At 63.4% G+C, this 16,369-nt stretch carries 13 protein-coding genes; 5 read left to right on the top strand and 8 right to left on the bottom strand.

Annotation, left to right across the window (positions count from 1 at the left end; all coding sequences use genetic code 11):
* Nucleotides 1-246 precede the first annotated feature (246 nt).
* Nucleotides 247-2,205, bottom strand: coding sequence for an acetoacetate--CoA ligase (locus tag FJ417_RS05125; RefSeq protein ID WP_140782712.1), 1,959 nt, complete (start codon nucleotides 2,203-2,205; stop codon nucleotides 247-249).
* 266 nt (nucleotides 2,206-2,471) lie between these two features.
* Between FJ417_RS05125 and FJ417_RS05130 the strand changes: the two genes are divergently transcribed.
* Nucleotides 2,472-4,349: an AsmA family protein gene (locus tag FJ417_RS05130; protein ID WP_140782713.1), complete on the top strand. Its 1,878-nt coding sequence runs from the start codon at nucleotides 2,472-2,474 to the stop codon at nucleotides 4,347-4,349.
* Nucleotides 4,350-4,382: 33 nt separating this feature from the next.
* Here the strand turns inward: FJ417_RS05130 and FJ417_RS05135 are convergent, their stop codons facing one another.
* The 6 genes from FJ417_RS05135 to FJ417_RS05160 all read right to left on the bottom strand — a co-directional run bounded on the left by FJ417_RS05135 (nucleotide 4,383) and on the right by FJ417_RS05160 (nucleotide 11,458).
* Nucleotides 4,383-5,201 (bottom strand): ABC transporter permease subunit, encoded by an 819-nt coding sequence (locus tag FJ417_RS05135; protein WP_140643701.1) that lies wholly within the window; start codon nucleotides 5,199-5,201, stop codon nucleotides 4,383-4,385.
* A complete protein-coding gene (locus tag FJ417_RS05140) occupies nucleotides 5,198-6,160 on the bottom strand; it encodes an ABC transporter permease subunit (RefSeq protein ID WP_140782714.1) in 963 nt (320 codons plus the stop codon). Before FJ417_RS05140 ends, FJ417_RS05135 begins: the two co-directional genes overlap by 4 nt.
* A 9-nt stretch (nucleotides 6,161-6,169) precedes the next feature.
* Complete coding sequence (locus FJ417_RS05145; protein ID WP_140655377.1) at nucleotides 6,170-7,309, bottom strand: ABC transporter ATP-binding protein; 1,140 nt, start codon at nucleotides 7,307-7,309, stop codon at nucleotides 6,170-6,172.
* An 80-nt stretch (nucleotides 7,310-7,389) separates the two neighbouring features.
* A complete protein-coding gene (locus FJ417_RS05150) occupies nucleotides 7,390-8,487 on the bottom strand; it encodes a polyamine ABC transporter substrate-binding protein (protein WP_140655374.1) in 1,098 nt (365 codons plus the stop codon).
* A gap of 337 nt (nucleotides 8,488-8,824) precedes the next feature.
* A complete protein-coding gene (locus FJ417_RS05155) occupies nucleotides 8,825-9,709 on the bottom strand; it encodes a DMT family transporter (RefSeq protein ID WP_181183156.1) in 885 nt (294 codons plus the stop codon).
* Between the two features lie 306 nt (nucleotides 9,710-10,015).
* Nucleotides 10,016-11,458: an XRE family transcriptional regulator gene (locus tag FJ417_RS05160; protein ID WP_140782716.1), complete on the bottom strand. Its 1,443-nt coding sequence runs from the start codon at nucleotides 11,456-11,458 to the stop codon at nucleotides 10,016-10,018.
* Between the two features lie 251 nt (nucleotides 11,459-11,709).
* Here FJ417_RS05160 and aceA point away from each other — a divergent pair, with 251 nt between their 5' ends.
* The 3 genes from aceA (at nucleotide 11,710) to FJ417_RS05175 (ending at nucleotide 13,970) form a co-directional block, all read left to right on the top strand.
* Complete coding sequence (gene aceA / locus FJ417_RS05165; RefSeq protein ID WP_140782717.1) at nucleotides 11,710-12,999, top strand: isocitrate lyase; 1,290 nt, start codon at nucleotides 11,710-11,712, stop codon at nucleotides 12,997-12,999.
* Nucleotides 13,000-13,053: 54 nt separating this feature from the next.
* Nucleotides 13,054-13,296, top strand: coding sequence for a hypothetical protein (locus tag FJ417_RS05170; RefSeq protein WP_140782718.1), 243 nt, complete (start codon nucleotides 13,054-13,056; stop codon nucleotides 13,294-13,296).
* Between the two features lie 290 nt (nucleotides 13,297-13,586).
* Nucleotides 13,587-13,970: a response regulator gene (locus FJ417_RS05175; RefSeq protein ID WP_140655498.1), complete on the top strand. Its 384-nt coding sequence runs from the start codon at nucleotides 13,587-13,589 to the stop codon at nucleotides 13,968-13,970.
* 15 nt (nucleotides 13,971-13,985) lie between these two features.
* Here the strand turns inward: FJ417_RS05175 and FJ417_RS05180 are convergent, their stop codons facing one another.
* The gene (locus FJ417_RS05180) at nucleotides 13,986-14,693 is read right to left on the bottom strand and encodes an HAD family hydrolase (protein ID WP_140643682.1); all 708 of its coding nucleotides are present in this window, start codon (nucleotides 14,691-14,693) and stop codon (nucleotides 13,986-13,988) included.
* A 242-nt stretch (nucleotides 14,694-14,935) separates the two neighbouring features.
* Here FJ417_RS05180 and FJ417_RS05185 point away from each other — a divergent pair, with 242 nt between their 5' ends.
* On the top strand, nucleotides 14,936-16,369 hold the full coding sequence (locus tag FJ417_RS05185; RefSeq protein ID WP_140782719.1) for a glutamine synthetase family protein: 1,434 nt from the start codon (nucleotides 14,936-14,938) through the stop codon (nucleotides 16,367-16,369).

Genomic DNA, 16,369 nt, shown 5'->3' on the forward strand with positions numbered 1-16,369 from the left:
TGCCGACGAGCCGCGCCAAAGAAAAAGGCGTCCTGGAGGACGCCTTGAGAAATGGGATGCTGTCACAACGGGGGCTTGAGCTGAACCTCAGGGACGAGGAACGGGATTTCTCCCTCAAGTTACACGCGACTATCGGGGTCGTCCCTTAACAAGTCCTTACCGGGTGCCAAAAAAATTTACGAATGTGTACCACCCGTGAAATCTAGGTAAATTCGCCGGACAGATTTCGTTAACCACGGCATGCCGTCAGCCCGCAAGCTGCGGCAGGTCGCGGAACAGCTCCAGCGCCTCGGGATTGGCGAGCGCTTCCTTGTTCTTCACAGTGCGGCCGTGGACCACGTCGCGCACCGCGAGCTCGGTGATCTTGCCCGACTTGGTGCGCGGGATGTCTGTGACGGCGACGATCCTGGCCGGCACGTGACGCGGGCTGGCGCCGGTGCGGATCCTGGCGCGGATGCGCTTTTCCAGATCCTCGTTGAGGGTCACGCCAGCAGCCAGCCGCACAAACAGCACGACGCGCACGTCGTTGTCGAAATCCTGGCCGATGCAGAGCGCCTCGAGGATTTCCGGCATCTGCTCGACCTGGTTGTAGATCTCGGCCGTACCGATCCTGACCCCGCCCGGATTGAGCGTGGCGTCGGACCGGCCGTGGATGATCATGCCGTCATGGGCCGTCCATTCGGCGAAGTCGCCATGGCACCAGACATTGTCGAAACGCTCGAAATAGGCCGCGTGATATTTCTTGCCTTCGGGGTCGTTCCAGAAACCGATCGGCATCGACGGGAAGGCCCTGGTGCAGACAAGCTCGCCCTTCTCCTGCCGGATCGGCTTGCCGTCGTCGTCCCAGACGTCGACCGCCAGGCCAAGGCCTGGGCCCTGGATCTCGCCGCTCCAGACCGGCTCGGTCGGCACGCCGAGCACGAAGCAGGACACGATGTCGGTGCCGCCCGAGATCGAGGCCAGATGCACGTCCTTCTTGATCCCGTCATAGACGAAGCGGAAATCCTCCGGCGACAATGGCGAGCCGGTGGAGGAGATAGTGCGCACGCTCGACAGATCGTGGCTCGCGATCGGCTTCAGACCGGCCTTGCGGACCGAATCGATGAATTTGGCCGAGGTGCCGAAATAGGTCATCTTCTCGGCATCGGCGAAATCGAACAGCACATTGCCGTCGGGGTAGAAGGGCGAGCCGTCATAGAGCAAAAGCGTCGCACCCGAGGCGAGGCCCGAGACCAGCCAGTTCCACATCATCCAGCCGCAGGTGGTGAAATAGAACAGGCGATCGCCGTCGAGCAGGCCGGCATGCAGCCGGTGCTCCTTGACGTGCTGGATCAGCGTGCCGCCGGCCGAATGCACGATGCATTTCGGGATGCCGGTCGTGCCCGAGGAGAACAGGATGTAGAGCGGATGGGCGAAGGGCAGCCGCTCGAAGCTGACAGTCCTGGCGGCAAAGGGCGAAAGCGCCTCTTCGAGCGCGGCTGCCTTGTCGATGGTGGCGGCGACATCGCTCGAGGTGCCGAGATAGTCGACGATGAGCACCTTGCGCACGCTCGAGAGCTTCTCGGCCACGGCGCGCACCTTGTCGGCCACCTCGATCGCCTTGCCGTTGTACCAATAGCCGTCCGGCGCGATGAAGACGACCGGCTCGATCTGGCCGAAGCGGTCGAGCACGCCCTGCTCGCCGAAATCGGGAGAGCATGACGACCAGACGGCGCCGATCGAGCTTGCCGCCAGCATCGCCGCGATCGTCTCGGGCATATTCGGCATCATGGCGGCGACGCGGTCGCCGGCCTTGACGCCTAGCGACAGGAAGAGCTGCTGCAGCCGCGAAATCAGCGCATGGAGCTCGTTCCAGGAGAGCCGCCGCTCGACCTTGTCCTCGCCGCGGAAGACGATGGCCGGGCCGCCGCCGGTCTTCTGCAAAAGGTTCTCGGCGAAATTGAGCCTAGCGTCGGGAAAGAAGCTGGCGCCGGGCATCTTCTGGCCGTCGACGAGGTGCCGCTCGCCCTTGTCGCCGACAAGCCCGCAGAAATCCCAGACCAGGCTCCAAAAGGCTTCGCGGTCGTCGATCGACCAGCGATGGAGTTCGGCATAGCCGGAGAACGACAACTCGGCCTTCGCTTGCGCGGCCTTCATGAACGCGGTTAAAGGCGCTGCGTCGATCCGCTCCTGCGTCGGGGTCCACAAAGGTGTGTCGGCAGCCATGATCGCTCCTCCCAAAGCGCGTCGCGTTCGAGCCAATTAAGCTCATCGTCGCATCTGCCATCGTCCCAGAAACGGCGCGCGATTGCGGATCGGGATCGTGCAGACCGCTTATGCATATTGCAGCGCAGCAGAGCAAGATTTTGTTCGGACGGGCCACGGCTGTCGCTGCGCAAATGCCATCGCAAGGCCATAAAGACTTGAAAAGCGTCGGCGCTCGGTTACACCCGTCGGGCGATTTTGTCGGCAATGAAAGCATACGGGGCGAAATGCCATCATCTCTGATCCGGCGCGGGGTGTGGGCGATCGGCCTTGCCGTGCTTGTCATCACGCTCGCGGTCGCGGCGCTGCCGCTGATTGCCTCGACCCGCATCGTGCGCGACCGCATCGCCTGGGAATTGAGCGCCTGGAGCGGCTTCAGGGTGACGATCGACGGCTCGCCGCGCATCGAGGTGTGGCCGAAGTTCCGCGCCATCCTGAGCGACGTGACGCTGTCGCAATGGACCGAGACCGACGCGCCGCCGGTGGTCGAGGCCGATCGCGTGGAAGTCGATCTGTCCGCCATGGCGGCCTTGCAGGGCAACGTCGCCTTCTCGACCGCGAGGCTGGTGCGCCCGACGATCAGGGTCCAGCGCATGGCGAGCGGCTTCTATCTGCCGCCGCTTCCGACCGGGGGGCGCATCACGCGCTCGATCGATACCGCGCGCGGCGTGGTCACCGCCAACCCGCAGAAGCCGGATCTCGGCAAATTGCCGTCCGATCCGTTCGGCACCGTCGAGTTCCGCGATGGCCGCGTGGTGACTTCGGTCGACGGCAAGGACGCCGAAGTCCTGAGCAGCCTGAACGGCCAGGTGAACTGGGAGGCGATGAACAGCGAAGCATCGCTGACCGCGACCGGGATCTGGCGCGGCGAAAGCGTGCAGCTCGATTTCTCCTCGACGAAACCGCTGGTGCTTTTTGCCGGGGGAGCCGCGCCCGTCACCCTTTCCTTCAAGGCGGCGCCTGCGACATTCTCCTTCGACGGAACGGCCTCGATCACGGACAATGCCTATCTGGACGGCCAGGCGAAGTTCGCCGCGCCGTCGCTGCGGCGCGTGCTGGAGTGGTCGCAGGCAGGCATCGCGCCCGGTGCTGCTATCGGCGCGGTCTCGATCGCCAGCAAGGTGAACGCGTCGGCGGGGCGTGCGAAATTCGAGAACACCACCGTCACGCTCAACAACAATCCGGGCATGGGAGCGCTGGATTTCTCCTTCGCCGAGGGCAGTCCGGTGATAGCCGGCACGCTCGCCTTCGACACGCTGGACCTGAGATCCTTCCTGTCGGCTTTCACGCCTGTCGCGCCCACCGGCGAGGCCGGCCCCGGCGACATCGACACCAGCTTCGCCGACCGCATCAACCTCGACCTCAGGCTGTCGGCAGCCCATGCCACGGTGGGACCGGTCCAGCTTGCCGACGTCGCGGCCACCGCGCAGGTCAAGAACGGCCTTGCCGTCTTCGACATATCCGACGCGTCGGCCTTCAACGGCAACATCCAGAGCAGCCTGCGTTTCGACCGCAAGCCGGAAGGCACGCAGGTCGAGATGCGGCTCCTGGCATCGGATGTGGATACGGGAGCCTTTGCCACAGCGGCGGGAATGACGCGACTGGTGCCGGTTGGCACCGGGACGGTATCGATCATCCTCAAGGGACCGGGCAAGGCCTGGAACTCCATCTTGGAGAATGCCGACGGATCGTTCTCGGCGACTTTCGGGCCGGGCACGCTCAACGGGCTCGACCTGCCGGCCTTCCTCAAGCGCAACCAGCAAGGCGGCTTCTTCGCGCTCGACGACGTCGCCAATGGCTCGCTGCCGATCGACGGCGCCGAGATCAAGGCGAGCATTTCGAAAGGAGTGGCGCGCCTCGACAAGGCCGAGATCAATTCGCAAAAATACAAGATCTGGCTATCCGGCATCGCCTCCTATGTCGGACGCGGGCTGGCGCTTTCGGGCGGAGTGGTGCCCAACGGGCAGCCGGCACAGCAGCCCCAGGCCAACGGCCAAGCGGCCAGTCCGGCTCCCGCGCCGCCGAGCCAGTCGCTGTTCTTCGTCGGCGGCAACTGGAGCGCGCCGTTCATATCGCCGATCGCTCCCGGCGTTTCGGGCCAGTAGATGCGGGGCGCAAAGCGCCCTCGCTCCTATCACTCAACCGCGCTGCGCGGCCTGCTCGTCGAGCTGGCGCTGGATCTCGCGGCGCTTGTTGGCGATCGAGGCAATGATGACGCCGATCGCCACCACCGCGATCAGGATGGTGCAGGCGGCGTTGATTTCCGGTGTCACGCCGAGGCGCACCTGGCTGTAGATCTTCATCGGCAGCGTGGTGGCGCCGGGACCCGAGGTGAAGCTCGCGATGACCAGATCGTCCAGCGAGAGCGTGAAGGCCAGCATCCAGCCGGAGATGATCGCCGGCAGGATGACCGGCAAGGTGATCTGGAAGAAGGTCTTCACCGGCGGCGCGCCGAGATCCATCGCCGCCTCCTCCAGCGAACGGTCGAAGGAGACCAGCCGCGACTGCACGACGACGGCGACGAAGCACATTGTGAGCGTGATGTGGGCGAGCGTGACCGTGAGGAAGCCACGGTCAAGGCCGACAGCGACGAAGAGCAGCAGGAGCGACAGCCCGGTGATGACTTCCGGCATGACCAGCGGCGCAAACACCATGCCGGAAAACAACACCCTGCCGCGGAAGCGCGTGAAGCGCGTCAAGGTCAGTGCGGCCAGTGTGCCGAGCACGGTCGCCACCGTTGCCGAGATGACGCCGACGCGCGCGGTCACCCAGGTGGCGTCCATCAGGCCCTGATTGTGGAAAAGCGACACGTACCATTTGGTCGAGAAGCCGCCCCAGACGGTGACGAGCTTCGATTCGTTGAAGGAAAAGACGATCAAAAGCACGATCGGCAGATAGAGGAAGGCAAAGCCCAGCACGATCGAGGTGATGTTGAAGCGGCTCCAGGTCGAGTTCATCTGCCCTGCTCCTGTGCCTTGGCCTGCGCCTGCTGGAAGAACATGATCGGGATGGTCAGCACCAGAAGCAGGATGACGGCCACCGCCGACGACACCGGCCAGTCGCGGTTGGAGAAGAATTCGTTCCAGAGCGTCTTGCCGATCATCAGCGTCTGCGAGCCGCCGAGGAGGTCGGGAATGACGAACTCGCCGACCGCCGGGATGAACACCAGCAGGCAGCCGGCGACGACGCCGGGCAGCGACAGCGGGAAGGTGATCTTCCAGAAGGCGCCGGCCGGCGGACAGCCGAGGTCCTGCGCGGCCTCGATCAGCGAATAATCCATCTTCTCCAGCGAGGAATAGAGCGGCAGCACCATGAAAGGCAGGTAGGAATAGACGATGCCGATGAAGATCGCCGTGTAGGTGTTGAGGATCACCAGCGGCTGGCTGATCAAGCCCGTGGCGAGCAGGACCTGGTTGAGCAGGCCCTCGGGCTTCAGGATGCCGATCCAGGCGTAGACGCGAATCAGGAACGAGGTCCAGAACGGCAGGATCACCAGCATCAGCAGGGTCGGGCGGATCGTCGCCGGCGCCCGCGCCATGCCGTAGGCGATCGGATAGCCGACGATCAGGGTAAGTATCGTCGAGATTCCGGCGATGATCAGGCTCGTCACATAGGCGTTGAAATAGAGCGCGTCCTGGGTGAGCCAGGTGTAGTTATCGAAGTTGAGCTCGCGAACGCCGGCGAAAAATCCCGAAACGCCGTCCTTGAAGCCGAGCACCGGCGTATAGGGAGGCATCGAGATCGCCGTCTGCGACAGCGAAATCTTGAAGACGATGATGAACGGAACGAGGAAGAAGAACAGCAGCCAGAGATAGGGGACGATGATGACGAGGCGGTTGACGAAGCCTTTCACCAGCCTCGCCGGCAGTGTTGTGGTTTCAGTCGATGGAGCGGCAGTCGCTGCGATATCCGTCATCTCAGCCTCCTACCTGGCCAGCACGACGCCGGCATCGGGCCGGAAGGAGACCCAGGCACGGTCGTTCCAAGTGAGCGGATCCTCGGTCACGCGCGAGGCGTTCAACGCGCTTGCCCGCACGATCTGACCGTCGTCCAGCCTGATGTGGTAGACGGTCATGTCGCCGAGATAGGCGACGTCATAGACCTCGCCTTCGAGCGCGTTGACGGCATCGGCCGGCTTTTTGGAGGAAACCCTGATCTTCTCCGGCCGGATCGCGAAGACGATGTCGGAGCCGGCAGCGGCGTTGCTGCCATTGTCGACGACGATCTCAGCGCCGGTCGCGCCGGTGATGCGCGTGGTGCTTGCCGTGCGTTCGGCAACCTTGCCTTCGAACATGTTCACATTGCCGACGAAATGCGCCACGAAGCGCGAGGCCGGCGCCTCATAGATCTCGGCGGGCGTCGCGACCTGCATCACCTCGCCCTTGTCCATGATAGCGATGCGGTCGGCCATCGTCATGGCCTCTTCCTGGTCGTGGGTGACGACGACGAAGGTGAGGCCGAGTTCCTGCTGCAGGTCCATCAGTTCGAACTGGGTTTCCTCGCGCAGCTTCTTGTCGAGCGCGCCGAGCGGTTCGTCGAGGAGCAGAACCTTCGGCCGCTTGGCGACCGAGCGGGCAAGCGCCACGCGCTGGCGCTGACCGCCGGAGAGCTGGTGCGGCTTGCGCTTGGCGAATTGCTCGAGCTTGACGAGCCTGAGCATCTCGGCGACGCGCTTTTCGACATCGGCTCCGGGCATGCCTTCCTGCTTGAGGCCGAAGGCGATGTTCTTTTCCACCGTCATATGCGGGAACAGCGCGTAGGACTGGAACATCATGTTGACCGGCCGTTTGTAGGGCGGGATGCCGCGCAGATCCTGCCCGTCGAGCAGGATGCGGCCCGCCGACGGCTCCTCGAAGCCGGCGAGCATCCTGAGCAGGGTCGACTTGCCGCAGCCGGACGCGCCGAGCAGGGCGAAGAATTCGCGCTCGAAGATGGTCAGCGACAGGTTGTTGACGGCGGTGAAGTCGCCGAACTTCTTGGTGACCTTGTCGAACTGGATATACGGCTTGGCGTTTGGGTCGTTCCATGGCGCGAAATCCCTGCGGATGCTGCCAAGCGATTTCATGGTCCCCACTCCGTTATTTCTTAAAAATTCCCAAAGGAAAGCGACCCCGGCAGTTGGCTGCCGGGGTCGTGTCTCAATGCTTACTGGCCGGTGACGATCTTGGTCCAGGTGCGCGTGATGATGCGCTGTGTCTTGGGATCGTATGGCGCAACCGTGTACAGCTTCTTCGTCGTCTCTTCGTCCGGATAGACCGAAGGATCTTCCAGGATCGCCTTGTCGATGAACTGCTGCGAAGCCTTGTTGCCGTTGGCGTAGAGCACGTAGTTCGACGACTTGGCGATGACTTCAGGCGTCATCATGTAGTTGATGAACTCAAGCGCATCGGCGACATGCGGCGCATCCGCGGGGATCGCCATCTGGTCGAACCACATCTGGGCGCCTTCCTTCGGCACCGAATAACCGATCTCGACGCCCTGCTTGGCTTCCTCGGCGCGGTTGCGCGCCTGGAAGACGTCGCCCGACCAGCCGATCGCCATGCAGATGTCGCCGTTGGCCAAGGCGTTGATGTATTCGGACGAATGGAACTTGCGGATATAGGGCCGGACCTTCAGCAACGCTTCCTCGGCCTTTGAAATGTCATCGGGCGAGGTGCTGTTGGGATCGAGCCCGAGATATTTCAGCGCTGCGGGAATGATGTCGGCCGGGGAATCCAGCACATAGACGCCGCAATCCTTCAGCTTGGCCAGCTTGTCCGGATTGAAGAACACGTCCCAGCTGTCGATCTTGTCGGTGCCGAGCGCGGCCGTCACCTTCTTGACGTTATAGCCGAGGCCGACCGTGCCCCACATGTAGTTGACCGAATATTCGTTGCCCGGATCGTATTTGGCGGTGCGCTCGGAGATGACGTCCCACATGTTGGAGATGTTGGGCAGTTTCGACTTGTCGAGCTTCTGGAAGACGCCCGCCTGGATCTGGCGCGCCAGGAAGTTGGCGCTCGGCACGACGACGTCATAACCGCTGCCGCCGGCAAGCAGTTTCGTCTCCAGTATCTCGTTGGAATCGAAGGTGTCGTAGACGACCTTGATGCCGGTCTTCTTGGTGAAGTCGTCGATGATCGAGCTGTCGATATAGTCCGACCAGTTGTAGACATTGACGACGCGGTCTTCGGCATGGCCGCTTAAGGTGAAAAGCGTCAGAAATGCCGAGGTCGCCGAAAGCCATAGAGCTTTGCGGATCATGGTGTTCTCCTTTGGTGAGTGTTCCCTCGCCGGCTCGTCGCGGTATGGCGGGGCGGCGTTGGTTTAAGACTATTGAGCTTTCCGGAGAGCGACAAGCGTGAACTGTCGACGCCAGGCTCGGTAGCGACATCAGGGTTCGAGACAGTTTGGCCTTCCCGGCAAGGCACCCGGGCGGCGTCAGCGGCATTGATCGCGGCGTATGCATAGCTATCACGATGCTGTCCGGTCCCGAGCGGGCCGGCGGAGACACTTGGCAAGATACGCCTGTCTTGTTGTTGCCGTAATTGCAGCCTGCCCGCCCGGCAACTGGGTTGTCAATGGGGAAGGCTGCCTATCGTCAATTGGGCGACGGCAGGCCGGTGACGCCGGGACGCGCCGGCCGCGTCTGGCGCTTGAACTCCAGGCCGATATGGACGAGCAGCGCCGTGACCACGACCGCGCCGCCGATGATGGTGCGCACCGACGGCACTTCGGAATGGACGAGCCAGACCCAGATCGGCCCAAGGATCGGCTCGAAGGTGCCGAGCAGCGCCGCGATCGCCGCCGGCACCAGCCGCGCGCCCATGGCGAAAAAGGCGAGGCCGACGCCAAGGTTGATGACGCCGAAGGCGAAGAGAAAGCCCATATCCCGCTCCGAAACCGCGAACGCCGAGGCCTGGGAAGCGGCGAAAGCGCCAGCGAAAAGCGCCGCGAGACAATTGGCCGGCACCATGCGCACATGGGCAAAGCGCCGGGTGATCACGGTCGCCACCGAAAACATGACCGCGATCAGTAGCGCCAGGCCGTCGCCGATCGGCGAGACGGCGCCGCCCAGGGATTCGGAGACCATGATGGCGACGCCGGCGATGACGGCGGCAATCGCGATCCAGGTCGCCGGGCTGACCCGTTCGCGAAACAGGAGCCAGGCAAGAAGCGCCGCCAGCAGCGGCACGCCGGCCTGCATCAAGAGGATGTTGGCGACGGTCGTGTAGGCAAGTGCCACCACGAAGCTGGTCGAGGCGGTGGCGAAGCAGAAGGCGACGCCGAGGCCGGGCAGGCCCATATGCCGGAAGAGGTTCAGGGTACCGCGCCAACCGTCGCGGAACAGCATGAAGGCGATGAGAAAGGCCACGGCCCACAGCGAACGCCAGAACACCACGGTCCAGCTGTCGCCGACATGGATGAAACGGGCGATGGTGCCGCCGAAGCTCCACATAAGCGCCGAAAGAAAGACCAGGAGCATGCCGATCCGCTCCTCGCGCGGCGAGACGGCTGGCAAAGCGACAGGCGACGGGGCGACGGGCGGCGGGGCGACGGGGGACGGGGCGGTATCGGTCATGGGCATGACTTGTCAGCGAGTTGCGTTCGACACGATGCACCAAGGACAACAGGGATTCTGTGTCTCAAACGACGGGACTGTGTCTCAATCGCGTAGCGCAAAGTACAAAGCCATGCGTGATCCAGCATTCGCTCAAATGTAGGACAACCTCTCCGCGGTTTACTTCGACACAGTCAGACCCGAGACCGATGCGCAGGCTCGCGTGACATATCATCCCTGAAAATCGAAGGCGCTGAGGCCCGTCACCATCTCGTCGAGGCCGAGCGGCCGCGTCACCGGCGGCTCGGCGCGCGCAAGGCAGCCTACGCGCTCGCAAAGCCGGCAGGCGGGGCCTACCGGCGTGGCGAAGCCTTGCCCCGACTTGCCGGCGGCTCCGGCCGGCAGCGCCGCGCCGTAGACGATCTCGTCGCGGAAGCCGATATCGCAGCCGAGCAAGAGCGCGGTGCGCCGCGGCCGTTCGGAGAAGGCGCCTTGCGGACCTTCCAGCGTGCGGGCGATGCACAGGAACTCGGCGCCATCGGGCATTTCCAGCGCCTCGACCAGGATCTGGCCCGGCTGCGAGAAGGCCGCATGGACCGGAAGCTTGGGGCAGCCGCCGCCGAAGCGGCTCTGCGGGTAGCCCTGGCTGCCGCCCTTGCGGAAGCGGTTCCCGGCATTGTCGACTTCCAGCATGAAGAACGGCACGCCCGATGCGCCCTGCCGCTGCAGCATGGTCAGTCGGTTGGCCGCCTGTTCGAAAGAGACGCCGAAGCGGGAACGCAAGACGTCGATGTCGTAGCGGGCGCGAACGGCCGCCGCATGGAAAGCCTGATAGGGCATCATCAGCGCATGCGCGGCATAGCGGCCGAGCTCGAAGCGGGCGAGCCGCCGGGCCTCGTCGGTGCCGAGCTTCAGCGCCTGGAGCTCGCCCGCGATGGCCACCGACATGCGCATCAGGCTCGCCTCCATGGCGACTTCGCGCAGCTGGTCGAAAGGCGACAGCCGCTCGGAGAGGAACAGGCGCTGCGAATGGCGGTCGTAACGGCGACGCCAGTTGGGCATGGTGGCGACCGGCAGCACCTTGACGACGATGCCATGCTCGCGCCTCAGCCAGGCCTTGAGCGCGCCGGACAGGTCGTCGCCGGGTTCGAGCACCGATGTGAAAGCTTCCGCCTCCTCCTCCAGCGAAGCGAAGTGATTCGGCCGGCGCTCGAACACTTCGTGGACTTCATCGGCAGGCAGGCGCGTGCCGGACAGCGCGGTTGCCCTGCCCTCCTTGGCCAGAAGCTGGTTGAGGTCGGACAGGCGCTCAGCCTGTTCGCGGTAGGCGCGAAACAGTTTTACCATCGCCGCCGAGGCGTTCGGCGCGGTCTCGGCGAGATCGATCAGTTCCTGATCGCCAGGCAGTTCGCCGGCAAGAAGCGGATCGCTGAACGCTTCGCGCAACGCCGCGATCGAGCCTTTCGTCTCTGCTTGCAATTCATGCGGATCGACCTTGTAGACAGAGGCCAGCTTGAGAATGAGCTGCACCGTCAGCGGGCGCTGGTTGCGCTCGATCAGGTTGAGGTAGGACGGCGAGATGCCCAGTCCCTCGGCCATCGCCGTCTGGGTCAGGCCTCTGGCGTTGCGCAGCCGGCGCAGCCGCGGACCGGCGAAGATCTTCTGGTCGGCCATCCGTGCCATCCTTGACAAGAATTTACATGAATATCGAGTCCGGCGTCCATTACGCCGTTTTTACAATCGTGACAAATTTACAGAGATAGCCTGTCAATGACAACACAGCTTTTCCTTTATTTTTAGTGCCGAGCGGTGGTTTTTCTGGGCGCTTTTCGCGCTGCAATGTAAACGATGTCACACGTAGACATCGCAAGGCTATAGGATTGCGATGCCGCGCTGAAGCAGTTCCAAACGATCCGGAGTGACCAATGACCGATTTTTACAACCTCGTCCCCTCCGCGCCGGAAGGCCGTTTCGACGGCATCGAGCGTCCCTATTCGCCAGAGGATGTGAAGCGGTTGCGCGGCTCCGTGCAGATTCGCCAGACGCTGGCCGAGATGGGTGCGAACCGGCTCTGGAAGCTCATCCACGAGGAGGACTTCGTCAACGCGCTGGGCGCCATGTCGGGCAACCAGGCCATGCAGCAGGTTCGGGCCGGGCTGAAGGCGATCTATCTCTCGGGCTGGCAGGTGGCCGCCGACGCCAACACCGCGTCGGCGATGTATCCGGACCAGTCGCTTTACCCGGCCAATGCGGCGCCGGAACTGGTCAAGCGCATCAATCGCACCTTGCAGCGCGCCGACCAGATCGAGACGTCCGAAGGCAGGGGGCTATCGGTCGAGACCTGGTTCGCGCCGATCGTGGCCGATGCCGAAGCCGGCTTCGGCGGCCCGCTCAACGCCTTCGAGATCATGAAGGCCTTCATCGAAGCCGGCGCCGCGGGCGTCCACTATGAGGACCAACTGGCGTCGGAAAAGAAATGCGGCCATCTCGGCGGCAAGGTGCTGATCCCGACGGCGGCGCATATCCGCAACCTCAACGCCGCGCGCCTTGCGGCCGACGTCATGGGCACGCCGACACTGGTCGTGGCGCGCACGGACGCCGAGGCGGCGAAGCTTTTGACCTCCGATATCGACGAGCGCGACCGGCCTTTTGTCGATTACGATGCAGGCCGCACGGTCGAGGGCTTCTACAATGTGCGGAACGGCATCGAGCCTTGCATCGCGCGCGCCGTAGCCTATGCGCCGCATGCCGACCTGATCTGGTGCGAGACCTCGAAGCCCGATCTGGCGCAGGCCAGGAAATTCGCCGAGGGTGTGCACAAGCACCATCCGGGCAAGCTGCTCGCCTACAATTGTTCGCCGTCCTTCAACTGGAAGAAGAACCTCGACGACGCCACGATCGCGAGGTTCCAGAAGGAGCTCGGGGCGATGGGCTACAAGTTCCAGTTCATCACGCTGGCCGGCTTCCACCAGTTGAACTTCGGCATGTTCGAGCTGGCGCGCGGCTACAAGGACCGGCAGATGGCCGCCTATTCGGAACTGCAGGAGGCCGAGTTCGCGGCGGAGGCCAACGGCTATACGGCGACCAAGCACCAGCGCGAGGTCGGCACCGGCTATTTCGACGCCGTGTCGATGGCGATCACCGGCGGCCGGTCTTCGACCACCGCCATGCATGAATCGACCGAGCACGCCCAGTTCAGGCCGGCGGCCGAGTAACGGATAGCAACCAGAGGAAACGCCCGCAGGGCATCTACATCGAGGAGAAGAGCAATGGCATCGATAAGCCGTGTCAAGGAAAGGGCAGAAGAACAATCGAGCGCGATGAGCGTCGACCAGCAGGCGACGATCCGCATGCTCGCCAACGATCTGCACCGACTCAACCAGTCGGTCATGAAGGCAGTCGAGGCCGGCGTCTCGGTGGAACTGGTCCGCTCGGCCAGGCACCATGGCGGCGACGGCAACTGGGGAGACCTTTTGATCCCGGTGATCGTTACCCAGCGGAGCCACACTTGACGTGACGTCAACAGTCTCGGCGATAGTCTCCCGCGCGCTATACGTTCGGGAGACTATCGTCTTTTTTCGGTTTGCCTTCACCGTCAAGTGGTACGACTTGCTCTGAATCTCGGATTTCTTGCTATATTTTCGACCTCGACCGTTTCAGCTTGACACCGGCCGCGATCTCACCCAATTGTGCCTCAGGTTTCAACCCTGCATTGAACCAGAGTGCCAGCCCGCCGATGTGTCCCCCCGACCGTGACGACCACTCCGAAAAACGCTCGAAACCGGCAGCCCGGACAGGCGCGATCGCTGCGGATTTTTCCAAAGTGCTCGTCGTCGGAAAATCGTCGATCAACCGCGTCGTGGTGTCGAAAATCGTCGAGAAATCGGGACTGAAGCCGATCTCGGAACCGCCCGAGGCTGCCGAGAAGACGCTGACCGGCCAACTGCCCGGCGCCGTCATCCTGGACGGCGGCCCGGACAACAAGGATTGCGACCGGCTGATGTCGGCCATCGACGCGCTGCGGCGCGCCTCCGGCAAGCCGTTGCCCGCAGTGATCCTGCTTTCAACCCGAAGTGGCACGCCGGAAAGTCTCGGCCTGTCGAGCGTGATCGATGCGGTGGTTGCCAAGCCGATTACGCCCGAGAGGCTGCAACCGGTGGTCGATCGCCTGGTCGGGCGCGGCTAAGACCCCTAAAGCTGGTCAGCCTGCAGCGGCGATGCCTTCGATCAGCGCGGGCAGTTCGCTCAGGTCAGCGATCTGCCGGAAACGCGGCGCCGCGACCGGCGCTTCGGCGTGCTCGGCCGCCCAGGTCAAATCGTGCGGGACATAGATGCCCCAGCCGCCCGCGTCGATGGCCGGGATGACGTCCGACTTCAACGAGTTGCCGACCATCATGCTCCTTTGCGGTCCGTCGCCATGGCGGCTGAAGATGCGGGCATAGGTGGCGGCGCTCTTGTCGCTGACGATCTCGACGGCGTCGAAGAGCTCGCCCAGCCCCGATTGCGCCAGCTTGCGCTCCTGGTCCATGAGGTCGCCCTTGGTGATCAGCACCAGGCGATAGCTGCCTGCCAGCTTCTCGACCGTCTCACGCGCATGCGGCAGCGGCTCGATCGGGTGGCTGAGCATGTCGCGGCCGGCAGCCAGGATTTCCGCGATCGTCGAGGCCGGAACGCGGCCTTCGGTAACCTCGATCGCCGTCTCGATCATAGACAGCATGAAGCTCTTTATGCCGAAGCCATAGACGCCGAGATTGCGCTTTGCGGCTTCAAGCAGGTTCGCGGAAATCCGGCTTGCGTCGCCGTGCTCGGCAAGCATGGCGATGAAGCGCTGTTCGGTCATGCGGAAGAACTGCTCGTTCTGCCACAACGTGTCGTCGGCATCGAAACCGATTGTGGTAAGAGCGGACATTGCGACGTCATCCTCCTCACGAACGCGTGGTGTAGACGCGTTTGCCGGGCACTGCTAGCTCTAGCTGGGGTGCATGCTGAATTCGTGGAAAGGCGAGCTGGAGCGTATCCTGGAAAGCTCCCAGGACAGCGATCCGATCCAGCTCGTCATGGCGCTTCGAGAACTCGCGTAAACCGCCTCCCCTTCCCTTCCCCCGTAGCGCCCGGCTATAGTTCGAAATCCGCAACACAATCTGGTGAATGATGCCGCCTGAAAAAAAGGAAGTCCGTCCGTCAAGCCGGGGGGGACGCGCCCGCACGCCTGCATTCCTGAAAAACCAGCGTGGTGTGAAGAACTGGAAGGAAGCCAGCGCCTGGCTCGAATGGCGCGGCATCGAGGACATCGAGTGCATCACGCCCGATCAGGCGGGCGTCGCCCGCGGCAAGATGATGCCGTCCAAGAAATTCACTTCCAACACCTCGCTGGCGCTGCCTTCGGCCGTGTTCATGACGACGATCTCCGGCGGCTATCCCGAGGACGGCAACGGCTTCCATTATCCCGAGGACGACGGCGACCTGAAGCTGCTGCCCGATCTTTCGACGCTGACCGTCGTGCCCTGGGAAGAGGATCCGACGGCCGCGGTCATCTGCGATCTCGTTCACCAGGACGGCCGCTCGGTCGAGTTCACGCCCCGCAACGTGCTGAAGCGCGTGCTGGCCGCCTATGACGAGCGCGGGTTGAGACCGGTGGTGGCGCCCGAGATCGAATTCTACCTGGTGCGCAAGAACCCCGATCCGGACTATCCACTGACGCCGCCGGTCGGACGTTCGGGACGGCCGATCGGCGGCGGCGCCGGCTATTCGATCGCGGGCGTCAACGAATTCGACGAACTGATCGACGACATCTACCATTTCTCGGAACGGCAAGGCCTGGAGATCGACACGCTGATCCATGAGGAAGGCGCCGGCCAGCTCGAGATCAATCTGCGCCACGGCAATCCGATCGAGCTCGCCGACCAGGTCTTCATGTTCAAGCGCACCATCCGCGAGGCGGCGCTGAAGCACGAGATCTACGCCACCTTCATGGCAAAGCCGATCCAGGGGCAGCCGGGCTCGGCCATGCATATCCACCAGTCGGTCGTCGACAAGAAGACCGGCAGGAACATCTTTTCGGCCGAGGACGGCTCGGAGACCGATGCGTTCTTCTACTTCATCGGCGGCATGCAGAAGCATGTGCCGAACGCGCTGGTGATGTTCGCGCCCTACGTCAATTCCTATCGCCGGCTGACGCAGCAGGCTTCGGCGCCGGTCAACAACAAATGGGGCTACGACAACCGCACCACCGCCTTCCGCGTGCCACGCTCGGATCCGGCGGCGCGACGCGTTGAAAACCGCATCCCGTCCTCCGACGCCAACCCCTATCTGGCGCTGGCGGCCTCGCTTGCATGCGGGCTGGTCGGCATGAGCAACAAGATCAAGGCGGAACCGCCGGTGCTGACGACCGCCAATGCGGATGAAATCGACCTGCCGCGTGGTCTTCTGGAGGCCGTCGGCCTGTTCGAGGACGATAAGGAGCTCGGCGCCATCCTGGGCAAATCCTTCGCCGCCACCTACACCGCGATCAAGCGCGCCGAGTTCGAGACCTTCATGGAAGTGATCAGCCCGTGGGAGCGGGAGTATCTCTTGTTGAACGTATAG

Origin of the sequence: Mesorhizobium sp. B3-1-7 (assembly GCF_006439385.1) — a bacterium.
Classification (GTDB): Bacteria; Pseudomonadota; Alphaproteobacteria; order Rhizobiales; family Rhizobiaceae; genus Mesorhizobium.